This window comes from Pseudomonas sp. S3_C06 (genome assembly GCF_054667675.1).
The window spans coordinates 1,019,693-1,043,604 of record NZ_CP162747.1; the positions used below are offsets into that span (position 1 = coordinate 1,019,693).

Below are 23,912 nucleotides of genomic sequence, written 5' to 3' on the forward strand. Positions count from 1 at the left end.
GGAAATAAACAGGATGTAATTGCCCATGCTAAAGCGCAGCGCTTCATAATCTGAACAGACGATCAAAATCAGCGGGCTGAACGAGCCGGACCTATGTCGACAGACAGTCCGGGTATACCTCAAAGTAACTCGACTCCCCGCCTCCACTAGCACCGGACAACCACCCCCACACAAAGCTCAACGTCGTTCGCCCTCCGTCGTCCACCCCGACAATGCCACGGGACCAACCGGACAAAATCTCGTCCTCAGTCGTCAGGCAATGAAACAGCAACTCTATGGTGTCAGGACCAGTCACGCGGCCAACCTGATGCCCCATACGAATCCGCCCGCCTTGGTAAGTGCTGGAAATGCCCGAACCCTCAACACGGTAATGAAACACCGTCCCGCTACCCGACAGCCCCTGCGTGTTATCCGCTACCGCGAATCGACGATCATGCAAACGTTCGCTGACTTGAGAAAAGAGAGCTTCCATAAATGTCGCGACCTTGATGAAGAAGGCTATTCCAGTGTGTGAGCATCCTACCCCATCAAATTTCAGATTTATCAGAAGGCTTTTCTTCACGTTTTCACAGGCACGTAAAAACCTGCTCACGATTCTGCCGGGCAAGCCGTTACAACAATGGAGGCGTATGAAAGTTTTAAACGCGAAGATATCACGCAACTTGCCAGCGAGATGATGCGACCTGCACATGTCAATGAGGCTGACCAGATAAGCGCCTTCATATACGTAAAGGGGCGCCCGGGTTATCCGGTTTTCTGGGAGTTTGCCTACGACGTACACGCTGAAGGGAAACGCTGGATCCTGCTGGGGTGCAGCAGCGACTGATCCACTCTTTGCCATTCATTTTTTGTCTGTTTTTATGGAACCACCGATGGACATCAGCAATACCCAGGAAGAAAACACACTAGAACAATCGCTCGAGTTGGCTGCGAAAGAACCAGCCCGCCGACCTGATTTTTTCAAGACGCTGTTGAACTCAATGGTTTATGTCCCGGGCTCGACCGGCGCAGGCAAGGGGCACATTGACCTTGAGGCTGGCAGCCAAATCAGCATCGCACATTGGGAAAAGCAGGACGGCACGGCAGTCATCCCGTTTTTTACCTCGCTGCAAACGCTGGAGCAGTCCATAGCTCGTGGCGAGTCCTACCTGGAAATTCCGGCCAGATCCCTGTTTGAAATGACGCTGGGCACTCCGCTTTTCCTGGAACCGAAGTCGCCCTATGGCAAAGAGTTTCTCCCGGAAGAAGTGCAAAGCCTGCTGTCCGCCGAGATTGGCCGGACAACACAACGCACATTGGAAAAAGACGCCCACGTGCAACTCGGGCAGCCCGCGCAATATCCAACAAAAATGGTTAACGCGCTCACGCAGCTATTCGCCAAACATCGCAACATCAAGCGTGGGTTTCTGGCGCTTATGTACAACGTAACGACGGATGAAAAGCCTCACCTGGTGGTTGGCATCGAAGCGGACGGCGATATTGAATTGATCTTGCGCGAAGCCAGTCAAGTTGCCAGGGACACCGCACCCGATGGCGAAGACGTTGGCCTGTATCGCATTCAGGAAGGTGAGCAGGACCTGAGCGATTACTTCTTTACACAAACCACTCCGTTCTATCAGCGGACGTTGGGCAGCAAACTGCGTTCATTGTTTGGTTTTGGTAAAGCGTGACCGAGTTCAACCCCAAACTGACCGCAGATCAGGCGTGCGCAATCGTGCTCGCGCTGTTTGACGGTGTGATGAGAGATGGCAAACCCGAGCGGTTTGTCATTCAGAACTGTGAGCTGTCCGCCAACGGTGATTACTGGGTCATTCGCAGCAACAGCGAGGACTACGTCGTCCACGGCATGACAGAGTTCTGTTATGTCGGTGTCAATGCGCACTTGATCAATGTGGTGACCGGCGAGCGCGAGACGGTCGCCAATTGCTTCAGTGTCGAGGAGTATCTACAGGACAAATACGACCTGACCGCGGCGACGGGCAAACAGTATGTACTGACCCCGGCACTCGACCGGGCGAATAAACCCGCGCTGATCAATCTGCGCCGAAAACTGCAGTGCACCTACCCGCAAACCCTCGCGTTGCTGACGGGCCCGCAACGACTATGGCTCACGGGTACACGCAGACGTCTGCAAGACGCACAGCGACTGCTTGGCGAGCAAGGCATCATCACTCAAATCGAGTTAGTGCCTGATGCCAGTGAAGCCGTCGCCATCGGCGTCGAAACCTGGTACATCGAAGCGGTGTTGAAAGCGGTGCGCAAACGCTTGGGTTAAGCGGTGAATTACCCGCCGCTGCCTTTCAGACTCAGTCGATCAATTTGCTCAAGACTCGGTGCCCATCAGGGTTGCATGCTGTCGGTGGGTGAAGGCAAGGTCTACCAAATGAAATGGGGCGAAAAGGCCGATCAAAGCTGCCGCATCGAACTGGACGTGAGCAAAGCACCGCTGGTGGATGGTTATCGCGTGGCGGATGCCGTGTGTAGGTAAAACCGGGGCTTGATGCGCGGTGATGATCGACGCGGTTTAAGGGTGCTAGGCCTCACACGCCGGCATTTCAACGACCGGTTTAAAAACGTTCCGAGATACGTCCGACAGGCTACAACGCCTTGCGCCGTTGCCTACGACTACGCCAGAATCCGCCGGCTTGTGCGCCGGGTGGGCGGGTTCTATTGTGGGTCGGTCACTGAATAGCAGTGATCGGGTTTGGTAGCCCGGCTTACCTGTCGCATCGCAGATCTATTTGCACGGACGTCTTCGTCCGCTGTTTATGGTGGCCATGCGTAGGGCGTCTTCGGACGCGCCGGGTATCCAGGTGACCGGTCTACCAACCTGCGTTTGGCCACCACCCTCGTTTGGTAGCGAAAGTGATGGCTCCATTTTTCATCCTGGAGTTTCATCTATGTTCAAAATTACGCCGAATCCACCAGAAACCGATCCAATCTCAGGCGACGAATCCCCCGACACCAAGAAATTCAACGAAGCCGTCGACCGCGCCCTCTCCCATTACCTCGGCCCTGCCCCGGAAATCATGCTCACCCCGTACCAAACCAACAAGATGTTCATCGCCAACCCGAACACCAAGACTGAGGAATTGCTGGTGAATGCCAGTGAATCGCTCGGCTCGGCCTCTGTAATGTTGGGCGATGTAATCGGTCTGGTTCACGGACCGGCACGCAAGACACTGCAAGGCATTGCGCAGGTGGTAATGCTTGGGGAGTTAGCGGTGAATCGGGCGTTGGATAACGTAGTGCCGACGGAGTAACGAGAACTCCTCCATGACGGTCGGGATGTCGTCATGGAGGCAGACCAGACAGACCCACCAAGACAGAAAATAAATCAGCCCCCTTTATTCTCGTTTTATTGCCGTTAGCAACTCAGGGCGAAAGCCGAATACAGAGGGCACAACGGCAATGTGGTGTTTTCCTGGTTTTCAGGCTTTGGCGGGCTCCGAAGTGATCGGACGCAGGTTCGAATGGCCAAGAGCAGGAATGCAGTGCAACAGCCACGAAGGTTCGCGCAAGAGGCGCACGCCGAATCCACCTCTATCCAACCGCTAGATCGGAAATACCGGAACCTGACCTCCTTTGATTTCAATTTTATGTTCTGAGTAGAACGCCACCGCCCCTTTGCACTCTGCGACCGGGCGGTGGCCTTTTGAATTGGGCTTGAGGAAAACATCCGCTTTACCTGCGACAACAACTCTCGCTTCAGCGGCCCCTCTGATCGCTATGGCAACTTCATCGCCTCCGGGCGAGCACGCAAAGTTGCAGGCGTAAATGCCAATACCCAATTTAGGGCCAAACAGTTTCTTCAACAGCACGCCAAATGATTCCGGATTGATAAAATCCTTTCCGGATTCAGACCGGCCCAACACTGCAGCAAAATTTCTCTTTACAAATATTTCGTCCGCATTACCCAGCCACATCTGCCCGATATAACCATGTGTGACGATCAGTACAGTGTCGATCCAACCGTCAGCCACCTCTGCCACGCTGGTCAGTTTTACAACCAGCTCTTCATATGTGCCATCGGCATGAACCAGGTGCGACACGCCTGAAAACGTCTCAACATAGCTCTCGACACCTTTAGCAAAAGCACTGCCCGAGTTGCCCTTTTTGATCTCTTCTGAAAAATCGTGGTAGATCACCACTATTTCACGCTGATAAGGATCGACGAACTCTTCCTCATCAATTCTGAATTTGAAATCCCCGCGAAAAGCGGCATAAGCAGGCACCAGCTTTTCTTCCTTTTGCTTGAAAAATACAATTAATGCTCGCCCGACAATGACCGATTCTTTTTCGGTTTCTGCGACCCACGGCGTTCCTATCAACCAATCGGTTAACTTGTTGACAGGGTCTAGAACTGCCAGTTTTAGTGTCGTAAACGGGATCAGTGCTTCGCTCCCGTCAAGCATGTTTTTTATGACGACGCCGGCTTTGACTTTTCTTTCGACAACTGCATTCCAGCAGATCATGTGAAGCTCCTTGAATAAGCGTGTAGTCGAAAACCGTAAATCAGTGTAGTCGTTAGTTGGCGAAGTGCCCGGTGCTGTGGCGATGAACCGGGCACTGGATAACGTGGTGCCGACGGAGCAATGAAAATTCCTCCATGACGGCTAGGATGCCGTCATGGAGGAGGATCAGATATACGCACCAAGACTGAAAATTAATCCGTCCCCCTTTTTCACCGTCCCTTTTTCACCCCGTGATTACCAAGCCCATGGTTGCTCAGTCTGCCCCATAAACTTCGAACCATGCAGGAACGTATTACGCTCCTGCGTAGTGGTCAGCGCAAATCGGGCCCAATGCGAATGGGCGATCACGTTCAATTCCTCTTGCCACTGCTGCTTGATTTCCAGCTCTTGGATGTTTCGCCCTTCAAGCACCTCTTCTGAGAACAAATCCACAAGCTCAATGGGTATCGCATTAGCCGAGCCTAGACGAGATCGTATGTTTACCGAGCAAAGCTCCACGACCAATCCGGCAACGCCTTTTTTCATCAACTGCTGTAGCACTCTAAGCTTTTCGCTTGCAGCAAAATTCGTTTTTTTCAGTAGGGTGTTGTAGCGCGGCTTGAAATAATTAATCAACGCCGCTTCTGCCAGGGATACCACCTCATGTCGCTGCAGTCGGACATCCCTAAGACGATTGAAATGGGCAGAATCTTGCGCATCAGTGGCCTGAGCTTCCACATTGAAGTCGCCTCCATTGCTGATGATTGTCCTCCGATGCTCGAACCGATAGAGCAAAAGTAAAACCTCGCGCTCCGGGGAATGTGTCGAGTTCTCGGCGAGAATTTGCTGAAACTTGGTATGCGACAACAAGCGATTCAAAGCAGTCAGGGTATTCGTTCGTCCGATGCTCTGGCCAACATAGAGCACTTCCATATCCGTGTCGGGACGCGTCAATTCACTTTCGGCAGCCGCAACGATGACGCTGACGGCAATCATCTGATCTCCTTCGGAAGTCATCACGACCATCGATGATCCGTTGGCGGCAACGGCGACACCTAAAATGTCTGCGGTACCCGCAGTTGTTGGAAGACGAATCTCATAAGTAAAGGGGACCCGCGTCACCCCGTGTTCGCGCAATACCAAAAACTCACCCAAAACGATCCGTCCATTGCGAGATAGACTTTCAGGATTCAGGTAAATGCGATGACGACTGACGATGAGATAAATGTTGGAGCCGGCGAGCGCGGCCTTATGAACTGGATTGTCCTTTATATGGTAAAGGTCTGCCGGCGTCAGCATCGATGGAAGGCTCGAGTAGAGATGGGTTGCCCCTTCCATTGAAAAGAGCCTGATAGTTTCACTCAGATCGATCACGCATCGCTCCTGTGAAGTGCATTGAAATAATTGAAGCCCACCCCAGCTCAGGGGTATTCCGTCCGTAAAAACCATTCAGAAATGGACGAACGAGGACGCGCAGGCACCGACTTCAAAGACGATGCAGCCCTGTAGCATCTCGCCAGTACAAGGTTTCTTCGAATTGGAAGCTAATAAGAAAGAAGGCCGAACACGACTGAGATATGGATTGAGCGATTTTATCCACATCTTCCATAGACGATTCCCCCTCAGGTTCGGGGCCTTTTAATCTGATGGTGCAACGCAAAGCGACAGGAAAGTCGAGTCCCTTTGTATTCTCAGCATAGATCGTAGAGTCATCTGTTACATCACCGCCATTCAATCTAAGCCCCGAGGCAAATACAGCGGACAAGCCATTACCCGCCACCTCTATTTCCCAAGCCCCCGCATTCTCAACGGCGCATTTCAGCGCTGTAATTGTGAGTGTACTATCAGCTTCCAAGCACAGATCAAGACTCATGAATCCTCTCTTTTTCCTGCCTGAACAGTTACACCAAAATTTTGAGTACGATCTTCGCGATAGTGTATTGGGCTAGTGGCTTGAACGTCTCCTTCTTGCCGTAAACTGCACCAGCTGCTCACCACCCAGTCCAAAAAACGGCTGCTTCCCTGATTACGCGGCCTCCTCACCCCTTCTTCTTAAACAATTTATTCAAGTAATACTTCAAACTGACACGATCCTTCGGCCGCGGCTTATAGTGCGTTTTATTCCTCTGCCCCGGCTCCCCGCCCACCCCACTCGCCGTGTAGTAATAAAGCGCAATCGACCGCCGAGTGATGTGTTCCGGCGTAGTCAACGGCTCCGGATGCCCATGGTTACTATCCTTATCCGTATTGAAAATCACGCACCGGTTATAAATCGGCAGTACCTTCTTCAGGCATTTCTTCATCCCCACATCCCAAAGCTCCAGGTTGCCGCCGTACGCTTCCTGCCAGTCCTCGGTCAGGTAAATGATCACGTTCAGCCGCCGCTCAACATTGAGTTTTTTGTTCAGCCGAAAATCCGAGTGCACGCCGAGGAAGCCGCCGGTTTTGGTTTCGTGCAGGCCGCCGCCCGCGAAATAAGGGTCTGGGATCAGGCCTTGTATACCGGTGAGTTTTTCGAGGAATTCCAGCATGGGGGCGGAGTTGAAGGTGTTGAAGACGTTCTTCAGGTACGGGCTGCAGGCGTTGGGGCTGATCTGGCGTTTGAGTTGGCCTTTGTAGCCGCGCTCGTAGATCTGTTCGTTGTTGGTCGGTTCGACCGGGAAGTGTTCGCGGATGCTGGCGATGACGTCGGCTTGCAGGAAGTTGTCGATGACGATGTGCGGGAATGGCGTGGCTTGGGTGTATTCGTGGTTCAGCGATTCGCCGAAAGCGCTGGCGGCGTTTTGGTCGAAGTCGAGTTCGGGGGTCAGGGTGATGGGGAGTGTTTGTGTGTTGGCTTGCATTGCCGCTCCAATTAACTTGAATGCTTTCAGGTCATGTCAAACAGGGCCAAGCGCTGAGTGCATCGCCGCTATTTGTTTGCTGAGTACAGTTGCGAGCAGGTTGCCATGTTGGCCTTTGCCTGCCGAGTGTCCTTGTTCCTAAACGTGGTGCGGCGCTGTAACGGCATGTTTCTGGCTGTCACAAACTCGTCATATATCCTCTGCTAATCTCCTCGGCGCCCTGCCCTACACCCCAGTTCTAGAGCCCCCAACCGAAGGTGCCGCCAAGGTGTTTCCGACTCCCGTTCGCCAACAAATCATCCTGCGCTCCGACAACCTCCGTTCGGACGACTTCGGTGCATTGTTTTCCAGATTGTTTGGCAATCGTTATGCCGACAATCCGCCGCTGCCGTCGAACATCATTATCGGCGGCGTTTACGGGCGGCACGATGGCGTGAGTTTTCGGCGGATGCATTATCACGGTGATTTCACCGTCGCTTTCCCCGATCCACAGGATGAGATCACCTTCGTCATTCCCACTGCCGGCAAGATCGTTTTCAACCACGCCACCGAGTCTATCGGTATGTCGCACGTGGGGCTGGCGATCGATAAGGCGGATATCCGTTCGATGCGCTTTCTGGATGACCACGCGCATCACGGGATGTCGATCAATCGGCATCAGCTCACTGAGCGGTTGTCGACGCTGTTGGATAAACCGATTCTGCAGAAGATTGTTTTTGAGCCGAGTGTGGATCTGAATTCGGCAGCGTTTCAGGGGATCAAGGCATTGATCGATCTAGCCACAGGGACGGAGTTTGATCTGTTGCTCAACAGTGGAACGCTGATGCCGTCGCGGTTGCGCGAGATGTTGATTGATGCGGTGCTGGAGGCGTGGCCGCACAATTTTTCCGAGGCGTTGCGGCGGCCGACGGCGATGGTTGCGCCGCGACATGTGAAGTTGGCGGTGGAGTTTATTCAGGCGCATCCGGAGCAGTTGGTCAGTGGTGTGGATCTGGCGCGGTTGAGCCATGTCAGTCATCGCGCGTTGCAGGAGGGCTTTCGGCGGTGTGTCGGGATGTCGATTGTGGGGTATCAGCGGCAGGTGCGGCTGGAGCGGGCTTATGAGGTTTTGAAGCGGCGGGGTTCGGGGTCGGTGACCGAGGTGGCGTTGCGGTTCGGGTTTAGTAATGTGGGGCGGTTTTGCCGGTATTTTCAGGGGGCTTATGGGGTGAGTCCGGCGGAGTTTCGGGCTCGGGGGTGATTGGGTAACAGGTTTGCAAGGTAACTTGTGGTGAGAAGATTTAGCTAAACGTCGCACCGCGCCGATGGGTCGCTAAGCGTGGGGATGGCACGCCGACGCGGTTGTTCGAGGAGTGGGCGCGGAGGCGTTTGACCGAGTTGGCCAGTTGATTTTGCGGTAACTGCTTTCCCCTCACCCTAGCCCTCTCCCCAAGGAGAGGGAACCGAGCCGGGGATATTGAAGATCTACACCGACCTGAGAGTCTTGTTTTGAATCCATAATCGCCTCGATCTTTCAGGTCGATGCATGACGCAAGACGCCTCGGTCAGTCCCCTCTCCCACAACTTCATATACCAGCGCAAGGGACACTCGCAGGTTTTGTGGTGGGGCCGCCCCTCATCGGAACGCCGCCCGCCCATCCCTCTCCCGAGGGAGAGGGAGCCGATTGGTGGGCCTTTCAAAATTTGAGCTCGACTCGGTATGCCACGTCGGTGTAACTCTTCCAATCCACGCGGTCAGTCCCCTCTCCCTTCGGGAGAGGGTTAGGGTGAGGGGCTTTTGTGGGAGCGAGTTTGCTCGCGAAGGCGGTGGGTCAGTCGATGTTGGTGTTGACTGGACTGGCGCTTTCGCGAGCAGGCTCGCTCCCACATTGGGTTTTGGGGTGTTTGTTGGATTGGGGGGTCATCCTTGATCCCGTGTGTCTTTTAGAAGGCGTAGCTGGCCTTGAGACCGCCGTTGAAGCCGTGGCTGTCGCCGCCGCCATTGGCGCCGATTTCTGCGCCAAGACTCAGGGCGCCCAGGCTGGCCATCACATTCACACCGCCGCTGAATTGGTCGCGATTATCAAACGCGGCGCGTTGTTCGATGTCGAGGCCCAGCAGGTGGCTTTGGCTGTCGACCTGGTTGTCGCCCAGTGTGCGTTCGTAACCGACTTGTACGCCGGGCACCAGTTGCCATGCGCCCATCGTCACCGGGGCGAAACCTACGTTGAGGTTGGCGACGGCACTGCGGCGGGTGGCGCTGTTGTCGTCGACATCGAGTGAGAGTTCGCTGCCCTTCTCTTTGAAGCCGTTGAGGTCTAGGTGGCTGATGCGCAAACCCAAGCTTGGTTCGAAAGTCATGCCGTTGACCGGGGCGCGGTAGCCGAGGGCGACAGTGGCGCCGGTGAGGTTGCCGTGGGTGTCGCCTTTCGCGGTACCGAGGCCGCCGCCGAGGTCGCGTTTGCTGTTGTAGTCGACGTAGCCGGCGCTGGCGTTGGCGTCGAGAAACAGGCCTTGTTCGAGGCTGGTGAAACCGTAGCGGGCGCCGATGTTGAGGAAGGTGAAGTCGGTATCGGCTTCGCCACCCGCGCCGCCGACGCTGCCCTTGCTGTAACCGAAACCGCCGCGTGCGCTGAGTTGTTCGCTGAAGCGTTGTGTGATGCCGACCATCAGACCTTGGCTGTGTTCGTTGCTGCTGTCGGCATGGGCCGAGCCGTCGGTGCCGAGGTAGCCGGCGAGCGCGGTGGTCCAGAGGCGGTATTGGCCGACCTTGAGATCAGTGCCGCTGGCGAACGGCGCGGCGGCTTGCTCGATCATTGCGTTTTGGCGCAGCAGGTAGCTGGCGGCGTCGGCGTGCACCTGGCCGCCGACCTGGGATTCGACACCGCCGAGGGTGCCGGCGTCGATGGCCGATTGCAGGTAATAGTTGTAGGCGCTGTAGGTGCCGGACAGGTTGGTGTTCTGCAATTCGCGGAGCAATTCGGCGCCAGCAGCGGCGTTGCCAATCAACCCGGCCTGACCCGGCAGGCTGTTGTATTCGACCAGTTTGCCGCGCAGCACATAGATCGTTTCCTGCGACAGACCGAGACCTTGTTTGAGGTAGTTGTCCATGCTGCCGTATTGCGCGGTGACTTCATCGAGGCCGGCCTGAAGGTAGCTGGCCTGCACACCGAGCAGCGGCTCGTAGATGGCGGCCATGCTTGGCGGTAGCGCTTTCAGTGTGGCGGCGACACGGGCGGCAGTGTAGTCGTTGGTCGCCAGGTAGTTGGCCATGATGGTGGCGTTGTCGACGCCGGCAATGCTCTGCAACACGGCGGCGGTCCAGCCGGTGCGATCCTTGCCGGCGGTGCAGTGGAACAGTTGCGCGGCATCGACACTGGCCAGTTCATTGAACAGCACGCCGAACTGGCCGCGCATGCCGGCGTCGCTGACGAAGGCGCGGTTGGTCTGCTCCATCATGGCGATGGCGTCGGCGGCACTTTTGAAGGAGATATTGGTGATGTTCGCGCCGGAGGTGGTGCTGCCGATGATGTCGATGTTCTGCCAGGTTGCGCCGCTGATCATCGTGTCGGGGGTGGCGGCGATTTCGCTGGGGGTACGCAAGTCGTAAACGGCTTTGATGCCGAGGCCGTTGAGAATCGCCAGATCGGCCGCGGTCGGCGTCAGCGCGTTGGAACGGTAGAACACCCCGGCGCGCATCGTGCCGTCGTGGGCCGTGGTGTACGCGGTGGTGATGCCGGCGACGTCGCGAAAGTTGTCGATGCCTTGCAGGCGCGGCGTGTCGAGCGGCACAGACTCGGCAGCATGGGCGGCGGCGATGGACAGGCTCAGTACGGACAGCGAACACAGAAGACGTTGAAACACGGTGCAGCCTCATTTCGGTTAGCGTTGGGCTGCCTACTATCTGCACTGAATTGACACGAAATATGACAAATTCGCGTAGCGCGAAAATGCCTGCGCGAATGGGCCGTGGGGTGCGTGAATTGTCCATCGGGTCGGATGGTGGAGTTTGAGCGGCGACACTGTGGGAGCGAGCTTGCTCGCGAATGCGGTGGGTCAGCTAAGGTGATGTTGGCTGACAGGGCCCCTTCGCGAGCAAGCTCGCTCCCACAGGGTTCTTCGGGATGCTGGATATCTCGGTTTTCACCCAAAAACTGTAGGAGCTCGGGAGTGCTGGATATCCTGGATTTGACACAAATTTTGTAGGAGTGAGCCTGCTCGCGATAGCAGGGTGTCATCTAGCACATCAACGGCCTGACCCACCGCCATCGCGAGCAGGCTCGCTCCTACACAGGTACGTGGTGTTCGCAGAATCGGCGGTTGAACATAACCACTCGCGCAGTCAGCCTGGTTGATCTACAGCAATAGTTGCCCCACACAGCGGCGTTATTCTGCAGTGGCTGAAAACAGCCGTGCTGTGCGCACGTCACAGGCCTTGTGGCCAAGGTGGCGCCATGAACAAAAAACGCATTGTCTGGGGGAGCGTTCTCCTGGGCCTTCCGTGTGTCTTGCTTCCGCTCCTTTTGATGGGTTACGTCGCCTGGATGTTGAATCTGGCGGCGGCGCAACAGCGCCTGGAAACCCTCGCTTCCGTCGCTTCCAGTCGCGCCCACGGGACTTTCAGTGAAGCGGCCGGCGCACTGAAATCCATCGCGGGTTCGCGGCTCGCGCCGTGCACGCCAGAAGGCATCGACGAGATGCGTCTGCTGACCATCAACACCCTCTCGGTGAAGTCGATCGGTTACGTCGAAGAAGAGATTTACGCCTGCGGTTCCTGGGGACCGGTCGGGCAGCACGCGACGCCATGGCGCGAGGACTTCACCACATCGGACGGCGTGCGTGTGTCGCTCGGCGTGCAGTCGCGCATCGTTGCGGCGAAACCGATGATGGCGCTGCAATATGCGGCGTTCAACGTGCTGGTCGATCCCGAGCAGTTTCTGCAGGTGATGCTTGATGAGGATTTGCACTTGGCGGTCGGTACCGCGTCCGGGCAATTGATCAGCACCTCGCGCCCGGGTGCGGAACACTTCCTGGCTCGCGTGCATTCCGGCCCGCATTCGGGCCTTGCCGACGGCTATCTCTACACCCTCGTGCACAGCGGCGACTGGGTCGCCATCGCCGCGCTGTCGCGCCATGAGCTGATGCAAGGCTTGATCCACCGGGAATTACTGCTGTTGCCCATCGGTGGTTTGCTCGCGGGGGTGCTGGTGTTGCTGATCGTGCGCCGCACCCGGCAACGTCTGTCACCGCTGGCGGAACTGCAACTGGCGGTGCGCAATCGCGAGTTCGTTGTTCACTATCAACCGATCATCCGCCTCAGCGACGGTGCCTGCGTCGGCGCAGAGGCACTGGTGCGTTGGCAGCCCCCGGACGGTACGCGGGTCTGCCCCGATGCGTTTATCCCACTGGCCGAGCACAGCGGTTTGATTCTGCCGATCACCGATCAAGTGATTGACCACGTGATGGACGACCTCGGTCCGCTGCTGGTCGAGGAACGCAGCCTGCACGTGGCGATCAACCTGGCGGCGAAGGACGTCAGCAGTGGGCGCTTTCTGCCGAAACTGGAAGCCGCTTTGCGTCGCGCTGATGTGCAGCAGAAGCAGATCTGGCTGGAAGCGACTGAACGCGGTTTCGTCGAGATCGACGCTGCCCGTGCCACCGTCAATCGCGCCCGGGAGTTGGGTTATCTGGCGGCCATTGACGATTTCGGCACGGGTTTTTCGAGTCTTCAGCATTTGCAGCAATTGCCGCTGGATGTGCTGAAGATCGACAAATCGTTCGTCGACAACATCGATCAGGATGCAGCCACCGGATCAGTGACTGGCCACATTATCGAAATGGCCAAGAGTCTGCGTCTGCAGATAGTCGCCGAAGGCATCGAGACCGAAGCCCAGCGCGATTACCTGCGCGATCACGGTGTGCAGTTTGGTCAGGGCTGGCTGTTTGGCAAAGCGATGCCGGCGGAGGAGTTTTTGCGTTTCTATAGAGAGTGCGCGCACGTAGAGCACGGTGCGCTGGAAGCAGCGATACCGGTCTAAGCGCGAAGAACCTTGCGCATGAGCCAACGTCTGCTTCGCGCTTCAGTTGGTCTGGCTGACAACCGTTATTTGCGTAATCCCTACCCGCTCTGCATGTTCAAGAATCTGCTCGGGCGTTGAATCCGCTGTGGGCATGATCAGGCCGTTTTCCGCGTCGCCCAAGTGCAGTTCCAGCAGATGCATCGCAGCCTCATGCTCGGCCAACTGCTGTTCCTTGAGTTCAAGCAGAAAAGTCCGCGGCTCGTCGTTGAATCGATATTCGATGTGATAGGTGTACATGATGTCATCCGCGTCAGTAGGAAAAGGCAACTGATCATCCTGACGCAGTGGTCAGTTTTTAGTTCAAATTGAATATCCCCTCCGGCCATTCTGAAATTCATGGCAAACTTTTCGCGCGCCGGGGCGTCCTTTTCTTAAACCCCTTACCGGCTGATTTCAGCCAAGGACTGGCGATGACCTTTTTCATTTTTCTTCTGGCCTGCGCGGCTGCGGCAACCACCGGCGTGATGTTCAAACCGGGGCCGTGGTACGAAGGGCTGAACAAACCCGGTTTTACCCCGCCCAATTGGGCGTTCCCCGTGGCCTGGACGATTATCTATCTGCTGCTGGCCTGGGCCGGTTACCGCTTGAGCCTGATCCCCGGCAGCCAGACGGTGCTGGCCCTATGGGCGGCGCAGATTGCGTTGAACACGCTGTGGACGCCGGTGTTCTTCGGCGCGCATCAGGTGTTGGCGGCGATGGTGATTCTCACCGTGTTGTGGCTGGTGGTCGCGGCGATGGTGGTGCTGGCGATACAACTGGACCTGATCACTGGTTTGATCCTGTTTCCTTATCTGGCGTGGCTGTGCGTGGCGGCGGCGTTGAATTTTTCCATCCTGATCAAGAACCGCTGATGACCAATGCCAATTGGGGTGCTGAAACACCGTGGCCGCAAGGCGAGCGTGAGTTGGCGCAGGTGCGCGCCTTCAACCGGAAGCTTGCTTGGCTGCCGCGTTTCAAGGTCCGTAATCGCCTGACGCCGCGTTTGATTCAGGCGCTGTTGCGCGTCAGTCAGGTCGGCGGCTCGGGGAAGTTGCGCACGCATGGCCTGACGGCTGAGCAGAAGCTGATCGGTAACGTGCCAGTGCGGATCATCCGGCCCAAAGGCAAGACAAAAGGCGTGGTGCTGGACTTTCACGGTGGCGGCTGGGTGATCGGCAATGCGCAGATGGATGACAATTTCAACATCGCCATCGTCAACACCTGCCAAGTGACGGTGATCTCGGTCGATTATCGATTAGCGGTCTCGACGCCGCTTGAAGGTCTGCTGGAGGACTGCCTCAACGCTACTCGCGGAGTATTGAGTGATGCCGAATTTGCCGGTCTGCCCGTCGTAGTGGTCGGTGAATCGGCGGGCGGTCATCTGGCGGCGGCGACGTTGCTGGCGCTGAAGCAGTGGCCGGAGTTGCTGCAACGCATCAGCGGCGCGCTGCTGTATTACGGCGTCTACGACCTGACCGGAACCCCAAGCGTACGCAGCGCGCCTGCCGATACACTGGTGCTGGACGGCCCCGGCATGGTCGAGGCACTGCGCTTGCTCACCCCGGAACTGACTGACGAACAGCGCCGCCAGCCACCGTTATCCCCTCTGTACGGCGACTTCAGCGGTTTCCCGCCCGCCCTGCTGTTTGCCGGTGAACTCGATCCGCTGCGCGACGACACCCTCGACATCACCAAACGCTGGGCGCAATCGGCGCCGGTCGAAATGTACCTGCTGCCCTCCTCGCCCCACGGCTTTATCCACTTCCCCACGGCGATCGCTCAGGGCGTTCTGGCCTACAGTCGGCAATGGATTTCGGCGCGTGTCGAGACCGTTGGTTCGCCACAAACGCCAGCAGCTGCAGCGTCTCGTTGAGTTCACCGACTTAGCTCAAGCGTCAGGGTTAAAGTAAGATCTGTCCGCAGCTCCTTGGCCGAGGAGACAGGCGAATGAATACGAAGGGATAACGTGAACCTACGAGATAAAATCGAGAGGACTTTTCAAGGCAAAGCCTTCGCCCGACCTCTTTTCTATTCCTGCCCCGGAGGACTGCGCTTCGAGCTCTCCGAAACGGGCGGGATCATCGAGCAGTTCCTGACTGCCCTACGAAAATCGACAACGATCTGCAGCGATATCTTTGCTGATGCAGAAACGTTTGTGGTGTGTCTGCGCACTCACTCAGGCAGCCATGGATTTATGCATCGGGCCGCGATTCGCGCATTTCGATCTGCCGGCATTGATATTCCTCCTGAGCGCTCAATCTGGAGCGAGGAGATAGATGTCGAAGAATGGTATTGCGAAGAAGAGCCTGAGTACTGGATCAACATCGCGTTCGAAGCACCGATCACAAGCCTTCAAGCATTTCTCTGGTGTGCATTGGCTAAAGATTTTGGCGCTATTGAGCCCAATCCCCACTGTGATGTGTATCTGTTCAATCTGCCGAAACAGGTCATGGTCTTCCCCTACGACGACAGAGGCATGGATGTCGTCGGCCTTAATGCACCACTGCTTTCGCAACTCTACGAGCGGCACAATCAATACCTGCTGGACTATGACCGCTCGGCCATGGACGTCACGTTCGCAGGGGTGCGTTAGGCGCTATTTATGGCGCTCACATCAGCGAGAATTCAAAAAGGGTGTTTCTGGGCGTGAGCAATACTGGATGCGCGACATGGAAATAGATCGTCTGCTGAAGAAGCGGCAACTCAATGTGCAGGAACAGAATGCGGTGACTGCCCATCGCCTGACGGAAACCGCTCGATTCTGGCGTGATGCCTGTATTCCCGAGGCCTTGGCACGTTTCGGCGAGCGCCAAGGTATTGATTGGTCAGGAACGGTCGTAATCGATCTTGAAGTCGACTTCCCTGGAATGCCACGCCTGTATGGCTTGATCCTCGATCAAGCGGAACGGTTCATAGCGTTTCAAATTGACACCGACAGTGATCATCAACACGTTGAGTTCGTAAGCCAATGGGAGGATGTCTCGGCGCATCAGAACTATACGGCTTCCGAGCGCGGCACTGGCCAAGGGTTTGCTGTGATTGCTTTGCAGGTCAGGCGTGAAGTGCTTGCACAAGGATAGGTATCGGTTTTCAGGCATAGGTTTCCTCTCTCTGGAAGGCCGACAACCGCCGCGCTCAGGCGATGTAGAAAAAGTACAGCGCCAAACCCAGCAACTGCATGAGCAGCAGGATGGAAAGCAAATGATTACAGCCCTTCCAGACATTGCTCACCGGTTTGTTTCTGGCGACTCGGTAGCGAAGATAACTGTCGAGTGAAAGCGACGCCGTGGGGATCAACACGAACAAAAACGTCAAAAAGAAATTAAACATTTCCTTTGCCCGTCGACTCCCAACATGAAACCGGATTTGTTCGCTGCATCGTGCACTGCTCAAGTCGTCTGAGCAGACAGCTTAGCTGATCGGCATGTACCCGGGATCCTTGGGGTTCTGCACCGCAGTGATCCCGGGCATTAACACTTAGTGGGGACACGCCGGTGACGTGCGATGCCTCAAAGCCGCCATTAAGTGGCAAAATCCCCCGACCCTGATCATTTCGGAGACCACAATGCTTCGCGTGTTTGAACAACGGCTCGACCCATTTCCTCCCGACGAAGCACCACCTCCGCCCGTCGGCCTGATGCGGTTCCTGTGGGCCTGCACGCGCGGCGCTCGCGGTTATATCCTCGCATTGGCGCTGCTCAGTGCCGGTGTGTCGATCTACGAAGCCTGGCTGTTTTCCTTTCTCGGCCAAGTCGTCGATCTGCTCTCGACGTGGCAGGCCGGTGGCGGTGTCAACGCACAAGAAAGTCGCGTGCTGTGGGGCATCGGCATCGTGTTGTTCATCAGCATTGGCCTGGTGGCGCTGCGCACTATGGTCCAGCACCAGATATTGGCAATCAATTTGCCGCTGCGGCTGCGCTGGGATTTCCATCGGCTGATGCTGCGGCAAAGCCTTTCGTTCTTCTCCGATGAGTTCTCCGGACGGGTCACGACCAAGGTCATGCAGACCGCGCTGGCCGTGCGCGAAGTCCTGTTCACCCTGATCGAAATCGCACCGGGCATCGGCGTTTACTTCATTGCGATCATCGCCCTGGCCGGCGGTTTTGCCTTGAAACTGATGCTGCCGTTCATTGCCTGGCTCGCGTTGTTCGGGCTGGCCATGTTGTATTTCGTGCCGCGCCTGGGGAAGGTTGGCCAGGAACAGGCCGATGCGCGATCGTCGATGACCGGGCGCATTGCCGACGCCTACACCAACATCACCACGGTGAAACTGTTCTCGCACTCCAAACGTGAAGCGCATTTCGCCCGTGCGGCCATGGAGGATTTCAAGCTCACCGGTTTTCGCCAGATGCGTCTGGTCAGCCAGTTTGAAATCGTCAATCAGGCATTGGTGGTCGGGTTGATTCTGGGCGCCGGCGGCTACGCGCTGTGGCTGTGGCACCTGGGCCAGGTCGGTACCGGTGCGGTGGCGGCGATCACCGCCATGGCGCTGCGCATCAACGGCATGTCGCACTGGATCATGTGGCAGATGACGTCGCTGTTCGAAAACATCGGCACCGTGCAGGACGGCATGGCCACCCTCACCCGTGGCCCCAAGGTTCAGGATGCGCCGAACGCCGGCGTGCTCGTGCCGGCTGGCGGTGCGGTGTCTTTTGAGCATGTGAGTTTCAACTACAACGGCGAACGCCAGGTTCTCGACAACCTCAGCCTGCACATCCGCCCCGGCGAAAAAATCGGCCTGGTCGGCCGCTCCGGTGCGGGCAAATCGACGCTGATCAATCTGCTGCTGCGGTTTTACGATGTCGACAGCGGCGAGATTCGCATCGATGGGCAAAACATCGCGCACGTGACGCAAGACAGTCTGCGCAGCGCGATCGGCATGGTCACGCAAGACACGTCCCTGCTCCACCGCTCGATACGCGACAACATCGCCTACGGCCGCCCGGACGCCACCGACGAAGACATCCGCCGCGCCGCCGCCAATGCGCAGGCCGATGGCTTCATCAGCCAACTGAGCGACAAGCAAGGTCACAGCGGCTACGACACCCTGGTCGGCGAGCGCGGCATCAAGCTCTCCGGCGGCCAGCGCCAACGCATTGCCATCGCTCGCGTGATGCTGAAAAACGCGCCGATCCTGTTGCTCGACGAAGCCACCAGCGCGCTGGACTCTGAAGTCGAAGTGGCCATTCAGGAAAGCCTCGATGAAATGATGCAGGGCAAAACCGTGATCGCCATTGCCCATCGGCTGTCGACGATTGCGGCGATGGATCGACTGATTGTGATGGATGAGGGGCGCATTATCGAACAGGGAACACACACTGAATTGCTGCACAGAAACGGCATTTATGCGCGGCTCTGGCAGCATCAGAGCGGTGGGTTTCTGGGTGAGGAACAGGGTGTGGCGGCGGCGATGGATCAGGCTTGAGGGTATGGGGTGGGGAGCAGTTGTTTATAAGCGACTGCTTTCGGCCAGAAGCAGACATTGGCTTCAGTCGCATGCATTCGCCGAAACTGGCCTGTAGTAGGATACGGATTTAATCGAAAGAAGCTTCATGATGGATGTTCGCGCACTTGAACAAAGCAGCGTCTTGTCGATCACGGTGGACCAAGCCCATCTCTACTTCGAGATGGTTGTGAGACTGGATGACGGGATCAAAAACAAACTGATGGCATGGAACGCGGACGGCACAGAGCTAGCTATCAGACTTGGCGCGCTTCACGTTCAAAATGCAAGCGAGCTCGGAGAGCTTGAAGGGATAAACATCGTTGATAATGTTTTATTCCTTGAGGGTGATTTTGGAGATATCGCAATTCAAGCCACTTCGATTTCCATTGAAAAGTTGGTGTAACTACCGTTCTGCAGGCTACTTCGAGCTGAAGGTTACCTCTCATGGATGTCTGCTTCTGGCCAATAGCGGCCACTCACGAACGACCTGTTTCGGCCAGAAGCGGACTGTAGACAGGTCGCCGCTGAGATCTCTACGCTGATCGATCTGGTGACAGCACACCCTAAAAAGGAGCCGTCATGTTGGTAATTCCCATTGATCGAGATAGCGTTCATGCGGGGGATGATCTGAAAAGCCACGCAATGTCGATCACACTCGATCCATCAGCAACACTGCGCACCTTAATCAAAGTGATACAAGATATGGACTACCTGCCTTGTATCAGTGGAATTTATCCTGAATGAGCTGCAAGGCGCGATCAAAGTCGAACAGTTCCACCTGCGCCGCGGCGAGTGCCAGCCGTTCTGCCAACGCTCGATCGAGTGGCATATTGCGCAGTGCCACCAGCACTTCCGAAGCCGCCGTATCACCTTCGTCCAAAAGAACAATAAGCCTGTTCAGTTGCTCGCTGATTGCCGAGTCGTCCAGCGGGTAGCCATCCATGGAGGCCGGTGTGTTTGCCTTAAGGTCGGCCAGAGCCGCCAGGGTCGGGAGCAAGCAATGCTCGACCTGCATCGCTAGCGCTTGCACTACCGTAGCCGGCTCGCCGTTCTGGCAGGCCTGTTCTAACAACGTGCATGCCTGCGCCACGGCCTTGGCGCCGATGTTGCCGGCGGTGCCGCGCAAACTGTGCGCCAGCCGTCCCGCGGCACCAGGATCCGGATCGATTCGTGCGGCCTGGAATTGCTCGGTAAAGTCTGTCTGAGTATCGCGAAACTTGCAGAGCAGACGTAAGTAGAGATCCCGCCGCCCCATGCAAGTGGCGAGACCCGCCGCCAGATCAATGCCCTCAAGACGATCTGGCAAGCCATCGGCGAAGCCTGCGTTCAGCGGTGCTTGAGCGGCTCTTGGTTTAATCCACTTTGCCATTGTCGCGAACATCGTTTCGACATTCAGTGGCTTGGAGATATGGTCGTTCATGCCGCATTCGAGCGCTCGCTCGCGGTCACCGTCCATAGCGTTGGCGGTCATGGCGATCACTGGCAGATTGCTGAAGCGCGGTTGCTGGCGAATTTGCCGGGTGGCCGTGTAGCCATCCATTACCGGCATCTGGCAATCCATCAGCACGCCATCGAAGTCGCCATCCTCGCCGAGGATATCCAAGGCCTCTTGGCCGTGCGTGGCGAGTCGCAAGCGTATTCCGACACTTTCCAGCAGCTCGCTGGCCAATTCCTGATTCAGCTCGTTATCTTCGACCAGAAGCAGCCGCGCGCCATTGAGACTGGCTACGGTACTGGCATTCTGTTGGGAGCGTTCGCCAGCCCGAGTGTCGCTGTGCGTGTCTCTGCCCAGCACGACACCGATGGCTTCGAGTAACGAGGACGGCGTGACGGGTTTGGTCAGTATCACCGGCAACTGGAGACCCTGACGTTCGGCTTCTTCGCGAGCTTCCTCACGGCCAAAAGCGGTCACCATGATGACCGATGGTGTGCGCATCAGACTGGCGGAATGCATTCTGCTTACGGCTTCCATGCCATCCATGCCGGGCATCCGCCAGTCCATCAAGACCAGATCGTAAGGCAGGACCTTGTGCTCGGCGTCGGCCAACATGCGCAGCGCCAGACTACCGCTCTGCGCGACATCCACTTCCAGGCCAAAGCTGCGTGCCATGCCCGAGAGAATTTCACGGGCACTGGTGTTGTCATCCACGACCAGTACCCGCATACCAAGCAGTTCGCCGGCCTTGAACATACGGCGCGGCTGCACGTTTTGCTGCACGCCGAGTTGCACCTGGAAATGGAATGTGGAGCCGATCCCCGGTTCACTTTCGACCCAGATTCGGCCGGCCATCAGCTCCACCAGTTTCTTCGAGATAGACAGCCCCAGCCCGGTGCCACCGTATTTGCGGGTGATCGAACTGTCCGCCTGGCTGAATGACTGAAACAGGCGTGAACACTGCTCGACAGTCATGCCAATGCCTGTGTCGCGCACCCAGAAATGCAGTTGCACACTGTCCGTGTGCGCCCCCACTTCTTCCACTCCGACCACGATTTCGCCGTGCTCGGTGAATTTGGCTGCGTTGTTGCCCAGGTTGATCAGCACTTGCCCCAACCGCAGAGGATCACCCAGCAGTGCCGTGGGCAAGTCGGGAGGGATCTGGAACAACAACTCGAGGCCTTTGTCCTCGGTCTTCAGGCCAATCATCGAGGTGAAACTGTCGAATACGTCCTCCAGGCGGAAAGGCACGTGTTCGAGGCTCATCCTGCCGGCCTCGATCTTGGAGAAGTCGAGGATGTCGTTGATGATTCCCAGCAGGTTCTCCGCTGATCGGTGGACCTTTTCAATGTAGTTGCGCTGGCGTTTATCCAGTTCTGTACGCAGCGCCAAGTGGCTCATGCCGATGATGGCGTTCATCGGTGTTCGGATCTCATGGCTCATGTTGGCGAGGAACTCGCTCTTGGCCAGCGTGGCCTCTTCCGCTGCAGCCCTTGCCTCTGCCAGCGCGGTGACGTCGATGTTGATGCCGGTTGCGCGCAATGGTTTGCCGTCAGGCGTGCGTGAGAAGCGATTCAGCGAGCGGAACGTGCGCACCTGCCCATCGTTTTTACGCACGATCCGGAAGTCGAACTCGACGCGATCATCGCCACTCTGAACGGCGTTCTCGAAGGTGCTGCTGACTCGTGCCACATCCTCGGGATGCACCAGCGCTTTCCAGTGCACCAACGAGCCACCGAAGCCGCCAGCCTCAAGTCCGAACAGCGTTTCAAGCTGAGGAGTCCAATAGTTGGTGCCGCTGACCAGATCGACGTCGAACAACCCGATGTCACCGGCCTCTTGTGCCAGGTTCAGGCGATCGCTGGCAGTTCGCAGCCTGGCTTCCATCGCCCGGCGCTCACTGACATCGCGCACCGAGGCGCACACACAGACGCCACGACCCTCGAGCCGGGGCAAATGGGAAAGGCCGATTTCCACGGAGAACAGGCTGCCGTCTTTGCGTACTCCGCTCAAATCGTCCAGATCGCCGCCCATCTGCCGGGTTCCGCCGCTGGCAATGAAGCCGTCGCGTAACCTGACATGCCGCTCGCGAGCAGCCTGCGGTACCAGACGCTCGATACTGGCGCCAATCAGCTCGCCGGGGGCGTAACCAAACAGGGTGTCCATTTGCGGGTTGGTCATCAGGATGCGGCCGTCGGCTCCCAGCACCAGCATGCCGTCCGGGGCTGCCTCGATGATGCCGCGGTACCAGGCCTCGGTGGCGCGCAGTTCGGCCTGCTGGGCCTCCAGCTCTCTGGCCTGGTGTTCCAGCAGCAAGGTTTGCGCGCCCATTTCGTCAGCCTGGCGCCGTGTTTCCTGCAGCAGCGCCTGGGCTGCCTCGCTGCGTTCCATAATGGCCATCGCACCGGCCAGCCTGGGCAGGACTTCTTGCAAGAGCAACGCCTCTTTCTCCTCCAGCGAGTGAAAGCCAGCCATTTCCACAACCCCGAGCAGGCGCTCGCCACGCAGCACCGGCTGCACCATCAGATGGCTGGCGGCTGCTGCGCCCAACTGCGCGCGCACATGCCAGAACGATTCGGGCAGATCCTCAAGCTGACGGGGTTGGCGATCCAGTGCGCACTGGCCAAGCAACCCCTCACCGAGTTCAAGCTCGGCGGGCAACGGGTGCTCACTGTCCACCGCATAACCGCCGACTAATTGCAGGCGCGACGCGCCCTCATAGAGCACGTAAAGCGCCCCCTGGCACATGCCCAAACGGGGCGCGATGCGGCTGAAAAAAGCCTGGGCCAACTGCTGTGGCGTCTCTGCCTGTTGCAGATCCACTTGCAGGAGCGAGGCATGGCCTTTCACCCAACGCTGACGTTCAAGTTGACAAGCCTCCACTTGCAGCGTGGCAATGGCCCGCGCCAGGTCGCCGGTTTCGTTGCGCAGGTCGGTGTGGGGGATCTGGCCGTCCAGCTTGCCCGACGCCAATTCATCAACCGCCACGCGGACGCGGTTGAGCGGCACACGAATGGAATAACTGACCAGCCAGGTCAACAGCAAAGCCAACGTTGAACCGCCCAACAGCAAGACATAGGTGATCATGCTGCTGCGCTGGGCGTACTCTGCGAGGTTCTTCGCCGTATCGTGGATGTCGGCTTCCTTGTTTTTCTCGATCTGGTTGAGCAACCCGTCGCCGCCCTGTTCCAACGCAAGAAAATCCTTACTGTTGAGCAACATCAAGGCCTGACCCAAGGAACCCTTGCCGGCGAACTCCAACGCTTCATCGCCATCTTTTTGCAGACGCTGTAATACCCGTTCGAATTCCAGCAGGCTGCTGATGCTGCTTTGTCTGCGCAGAGTTGGACGAACCTGCTCCAGCGCGTCATGGAGTCGCGCCTGGGCGACATCCATCTGGGCTCTGGCGCTGATACGGATGTCCGCGTTGTTGGTAGCGATTGCACGTTGCATGGCGAGCAACAGATGCGGCAACTGTACCCGAACCTCCTGCACATGCTGGATACCCACCAGATCCTGTTGGTACAACTGCTGCATTTCGTTTCTGAGCGAATACTGGGTGCGCAGGCTTTGCACGCCGAGTATCAGGATCAATGTCATCAACGCCGCGAAGCCGATGATCAATTTGCTGCGCAGGGACAGGCGCTCGAGCATCTCGAACAGTCTGTTCATAAACGGCCTCTTTCAGCTGGATGT

Annotated in this window: 21 protein-coding genes; 12 read left to right on the forward strand and 9 right to left on the reverse strand. The window is 57.1% G+C overall.

Annotated features, from left to right (window positions below; translation table 11 throughout):
- Positions 1–91 precede the first annotated feature (91 nt).
- Positions 92–472 (reverse strand): hypothetical protein, encoded by a 381-nt coding sequence (locus tag AB4N44_RS04395; RefSeq protein ID WP_460111609.1) that lies wholly within the window; start codon positions 470–472, stop codon positions 92–94.
- 400 nt (positions 473–872) lie between these two features.
- On the opposite strand from AB4N44_RS04395, the gene AB4N44_RS04400 reads away from it, so the two are divergent.
- From AB4N44_RS04400 to AB4N44_RS04410, 3 genes are all read left to right on the forward strand, one after another.
- A complete protein-coding gene (locus AB4N44_RS04400; protein WP_127928277.1) occupies positions 873–1,670 on the forward strand; it encodes an enhanced serine sensitivity protein SseB C-terminal domain-containing protein in 798 nt (265 codons plus the stop codon).
- Positions 1,667–2,275 (forward strand): hypothetical protein, encoded by a 609-nt coding sequence (locus tag AB4N44_RS04405; protein WP_160040499.1) that lies wholly within the window; start codon positions 1,667–1,669, stop codon positions 2,273–2,275. The genes AB4N44_RS04400 and AB4N44_RS04405 overlap by 4 nt, the downstream gene beginning before the upstream one ends.
- Positions 2,276–2,900: 625 nt before the next feature.
- Positions 2,901–3,263 carry a DUF6124 family protein gene (locus AB4N44_RS04410; RefSeq protein ID WP_127928279.1) on the forward strand — a complete coding sequence of 121 codons (363 nt, stop codon included), beginning with the start codon at positions 2,901–2,903 and terminating at the stop codon, positions 3,261–3,263.
- Between the two features lie 291 nt (positions 3,264–3,554).
- Here AB4N44_RS04410 and AB4N44_RS04415 read toward each other — a convergent pair whose 3' ends face one another.
- The 4 genes from AB4N44_RS04415 to AB4N44_RS04430 all read right to left on the reverse strand — a co-directional run bounded on the left by AB4N44_RS04415 (position 3,555) and on the right by AB4N44_RS04430 (position 7,297).
- Positions 3,555–4,475 (reverse strand): hypothetical protein, encoded by a 921-nt coding sequence (locus tag AB4N44_RS04415; protein ID WP_127928281.1) that lies wholly within the window; start codon positions 4,473–4,475, stop codon positions 3,555–3,557.
- A 234-nt stretch (positions 4,476–4,709) separates the two neighbouring features.
- Complete coding sequence (locus tag AB4N44_RS04420; protein WP_238704343.1) at positions 4,710–5,828, reverse strand: hypothetical protein; 1,119 nt, start codon at positions 5,826–5,828, stop codon at positions 4,710–4,712.
- A gap of 112 nt (positions 5,829–5,940) precedes the next feature.
- Entirely contained in the window at positions 5,941–6,327 is a 387-nt protein-coding gene (locus tag AB4N44_RS04425) for a hypothetical protein (RefSeq protein ID WP_127928283.1), read from the reverse strand.
- 166 nt (positions 6,328–6,493) lie between these two features.
- Complete coding sequence (locus AB4N44_RS04430) at positions 6,494–7,297, reverse strand: 2OG-Fe(II) oxygenase (protein WP_460110065.1); 804 nt, start codon at positions 7,295–7,297, stop codon at positions 6,494–6,496.
- A gap of 268 nt (positions 7,298–7,565) precedes the next feature.
- Here AB4N44_RS04430 and AB4N44_RS04435 point away from each other — a divergent pair, with 268 nt between their 5' ends.
- Entirely contained in the window at positions 7,566–8,537 is a 972-nt protein-coding gene (locus AB4N44_RS04435) for an AraC family transcriptional regulator (protein ID WP_127928287.1), read from the forward strand.
- 683 nt (positions 8,538–9,220) lie between these two features.
- Here the strand turns inward: AB4N44_RS04435 and AB4N44_RS04440 are convergent.
- Positions 9,221–11,140 carry a tyrosine-protein phosphatase gene (locus tag AB4N44_RS04440; protein ID WP_460110063.1) on the reverse strand — a complete coding sequence of 640 codons (1,920 nt, stop codon included), beginning with the start codon at positions 11,138–11,140 and terminating at the stop codon, positions 9,221–9,223.
- A gap of 662 nt (positions 11,141–11,802) precedes the next feature.
- Here AB4N44_RS04440 and AB4N44_RS04445 point away from each other — a divergent pair.
- Entirely contained in the window at positions 11,803–13,314 is a 1,512-nt protein-coding gene (locus AB4N44_RS04445) for an EAL domain-containing protein (protein ID WP_460110061.1), read from the forward strand.
- A gap of 42 nt (positions 13,315–13,356) precedes the next feature.
- On the opposite strand, the gene AB4N44_RS04450 is transcribed toward AB4N44_RS04445, so the two are convergent.
- Positions 13,357–13,623 (reverse strand): hypothetical protein, encoded by a 267-nt coding sequence (locus AB4N44_RS04450; RefSeq protein ID WP_460110059.1) that lies wholly within the window; start codon positions 13,621–13,623, stop codon positions 13,357–13,359.
- A gap of 143 nt (positions 13,624–13,766) precedes the next feature.
- Between AB4N44_RS04450 and tspO the strand changes: the two genes are divergently transcribed.
- From tspO to AB4N44_RS04470, 4 genes are all read left to right on the forward strand, one after another.
- Positions 13,767–14,207, forward strand: coding sequence for a tryptophan-rich sensory protein TspO (gene tspO / locus AB4N44_RS04455; protein ID WP_007916213.1), 441 nt, complete (start codon positions 13,767–13,769; stop codon positions 14,205–14,207).
- Positions 14,207–15,208, forward strand: a complete 1,002-nt coding sequence (locus tag AB4N44_RS04460; protein WP_460110057.1) for an alpha/beta hydrolase — start codon at positions 14,207–14,209, stop codon at positions 15,206–15,208. The genes tspO and AB4N44_RS04460 overlap by 1 nt, the downstream gene beginning before the upstream one ends.
- Positions 15,209–15,301: 93 nt before the next feature.
- The gene (locus AB4N44_RS04465) at positions 15,302–15,928 is read left to right on the forward strand and encodes a DUF3885 domain-containing protein (RefSeq protein ID WP_455806788.1); all 627 of its coding nucleotides are present in this window, start codon (positions 15,302–15,304) and stop codon (positions 15,926–15,928) included.
- Positions 15,929–16,004: 76 nt separating this feature from the next.
- Positions 16,005–16,415 carry a hypothetical protein gene (locus tag AB4N44_RS04470; protein ID WP_150751008.1) on the forward strand — a complete coding sequence of 137 codons (411 nt, stop codon included), beginning with the start codon at positions 16,005–16,007 and terminating at the stop codon, positions 16,413–16,415.
- 55 nt (positions 16,416–16,470) lie between these two features.
- Here AB4N44_RS04470 and AB4N44_RS04475 read toward each other — a convergent pair whose 3' ends face one another.
- The gene (locus AB4N44_RS04475; RefSeq protein WP_093433302.1) at positions 16,471–16,665 is read right to left on the reverse strand and encodes a hypothetical protein; all 195 of its coding nucleotides are present in this window, start codon (positions 16,663–16,665) and stop codon (positions 16,471–16,473) included.
- Positions 16,666–16,900: 235 nt separating this feature from the next.
- On the opposite strand from AB4N44_RS04475, the gene AB4N44_RS04480 reads away from it, so the two are divergent.
- The 3 genes from AB4N44_RS04480 (at position 16,901) to AB4N44_RS04490 (ending at position 19,525) form a co-directional block, all read left to right on the forward strand.
- Positions 16,901–18,760 carry an ABC transporter ATP-binding protein gene (locus tag AB4N44_RS04480; RefSeq protein ID WP_460110055.1) on the forward strand — a complete coding sequence of 620 codons (1,860 nt, stop codon included), beginning with the start codon at positions 16,901–16,903 and terminating at the stop codon, positions 18,758–18,760.
- Between the two features lie 127 nt (positions 18,761–18,887).
- Positions 18,888–19,184 carry a hypothetical protein gene (locus AB4N44_RS04485; protein ID WP_460110053.1) on the forward strand — a complete coding sequence of 99 codons (297 nt, stop codon included), beginning with the start codon at positions 18,888–18,890 and terminating at the stop codon, positions 19,182–19,184.
- A gap of 176 nt (positions 19,185–19,360) precedes the next feature.
- Entirely contained in the window at positions 19,361–19,525 is a 165-nt protein-coding gene (locus AB4N44_RS04490; protein ID WP_158013183.1) for a hypothetical protein, read from the forward strand.
- On the opposite strand, the gene AB4N44_RS04495 is transcribed toward AB4N44_RS04490, so the two are convergent.
- The gene (locus tag AB4N44_RS04495; RefSeq protein ID WP_460110051.1) at positions 19,503–23,888 is read right to left on the reverse strand and encodes a response regulator; all 4,386 of its coding nucleotides are present in this window, start codon (positions 23,886–23,888) and stop codon (positions 19,503–19,505) included. The genes AB4N44_RS04490 and AB4N44_RS04495 overlap by 23 nt on opposite strands.
- Between the last annotated feature and the right edge of the window lie 24 nt (positions 23,889–23,912).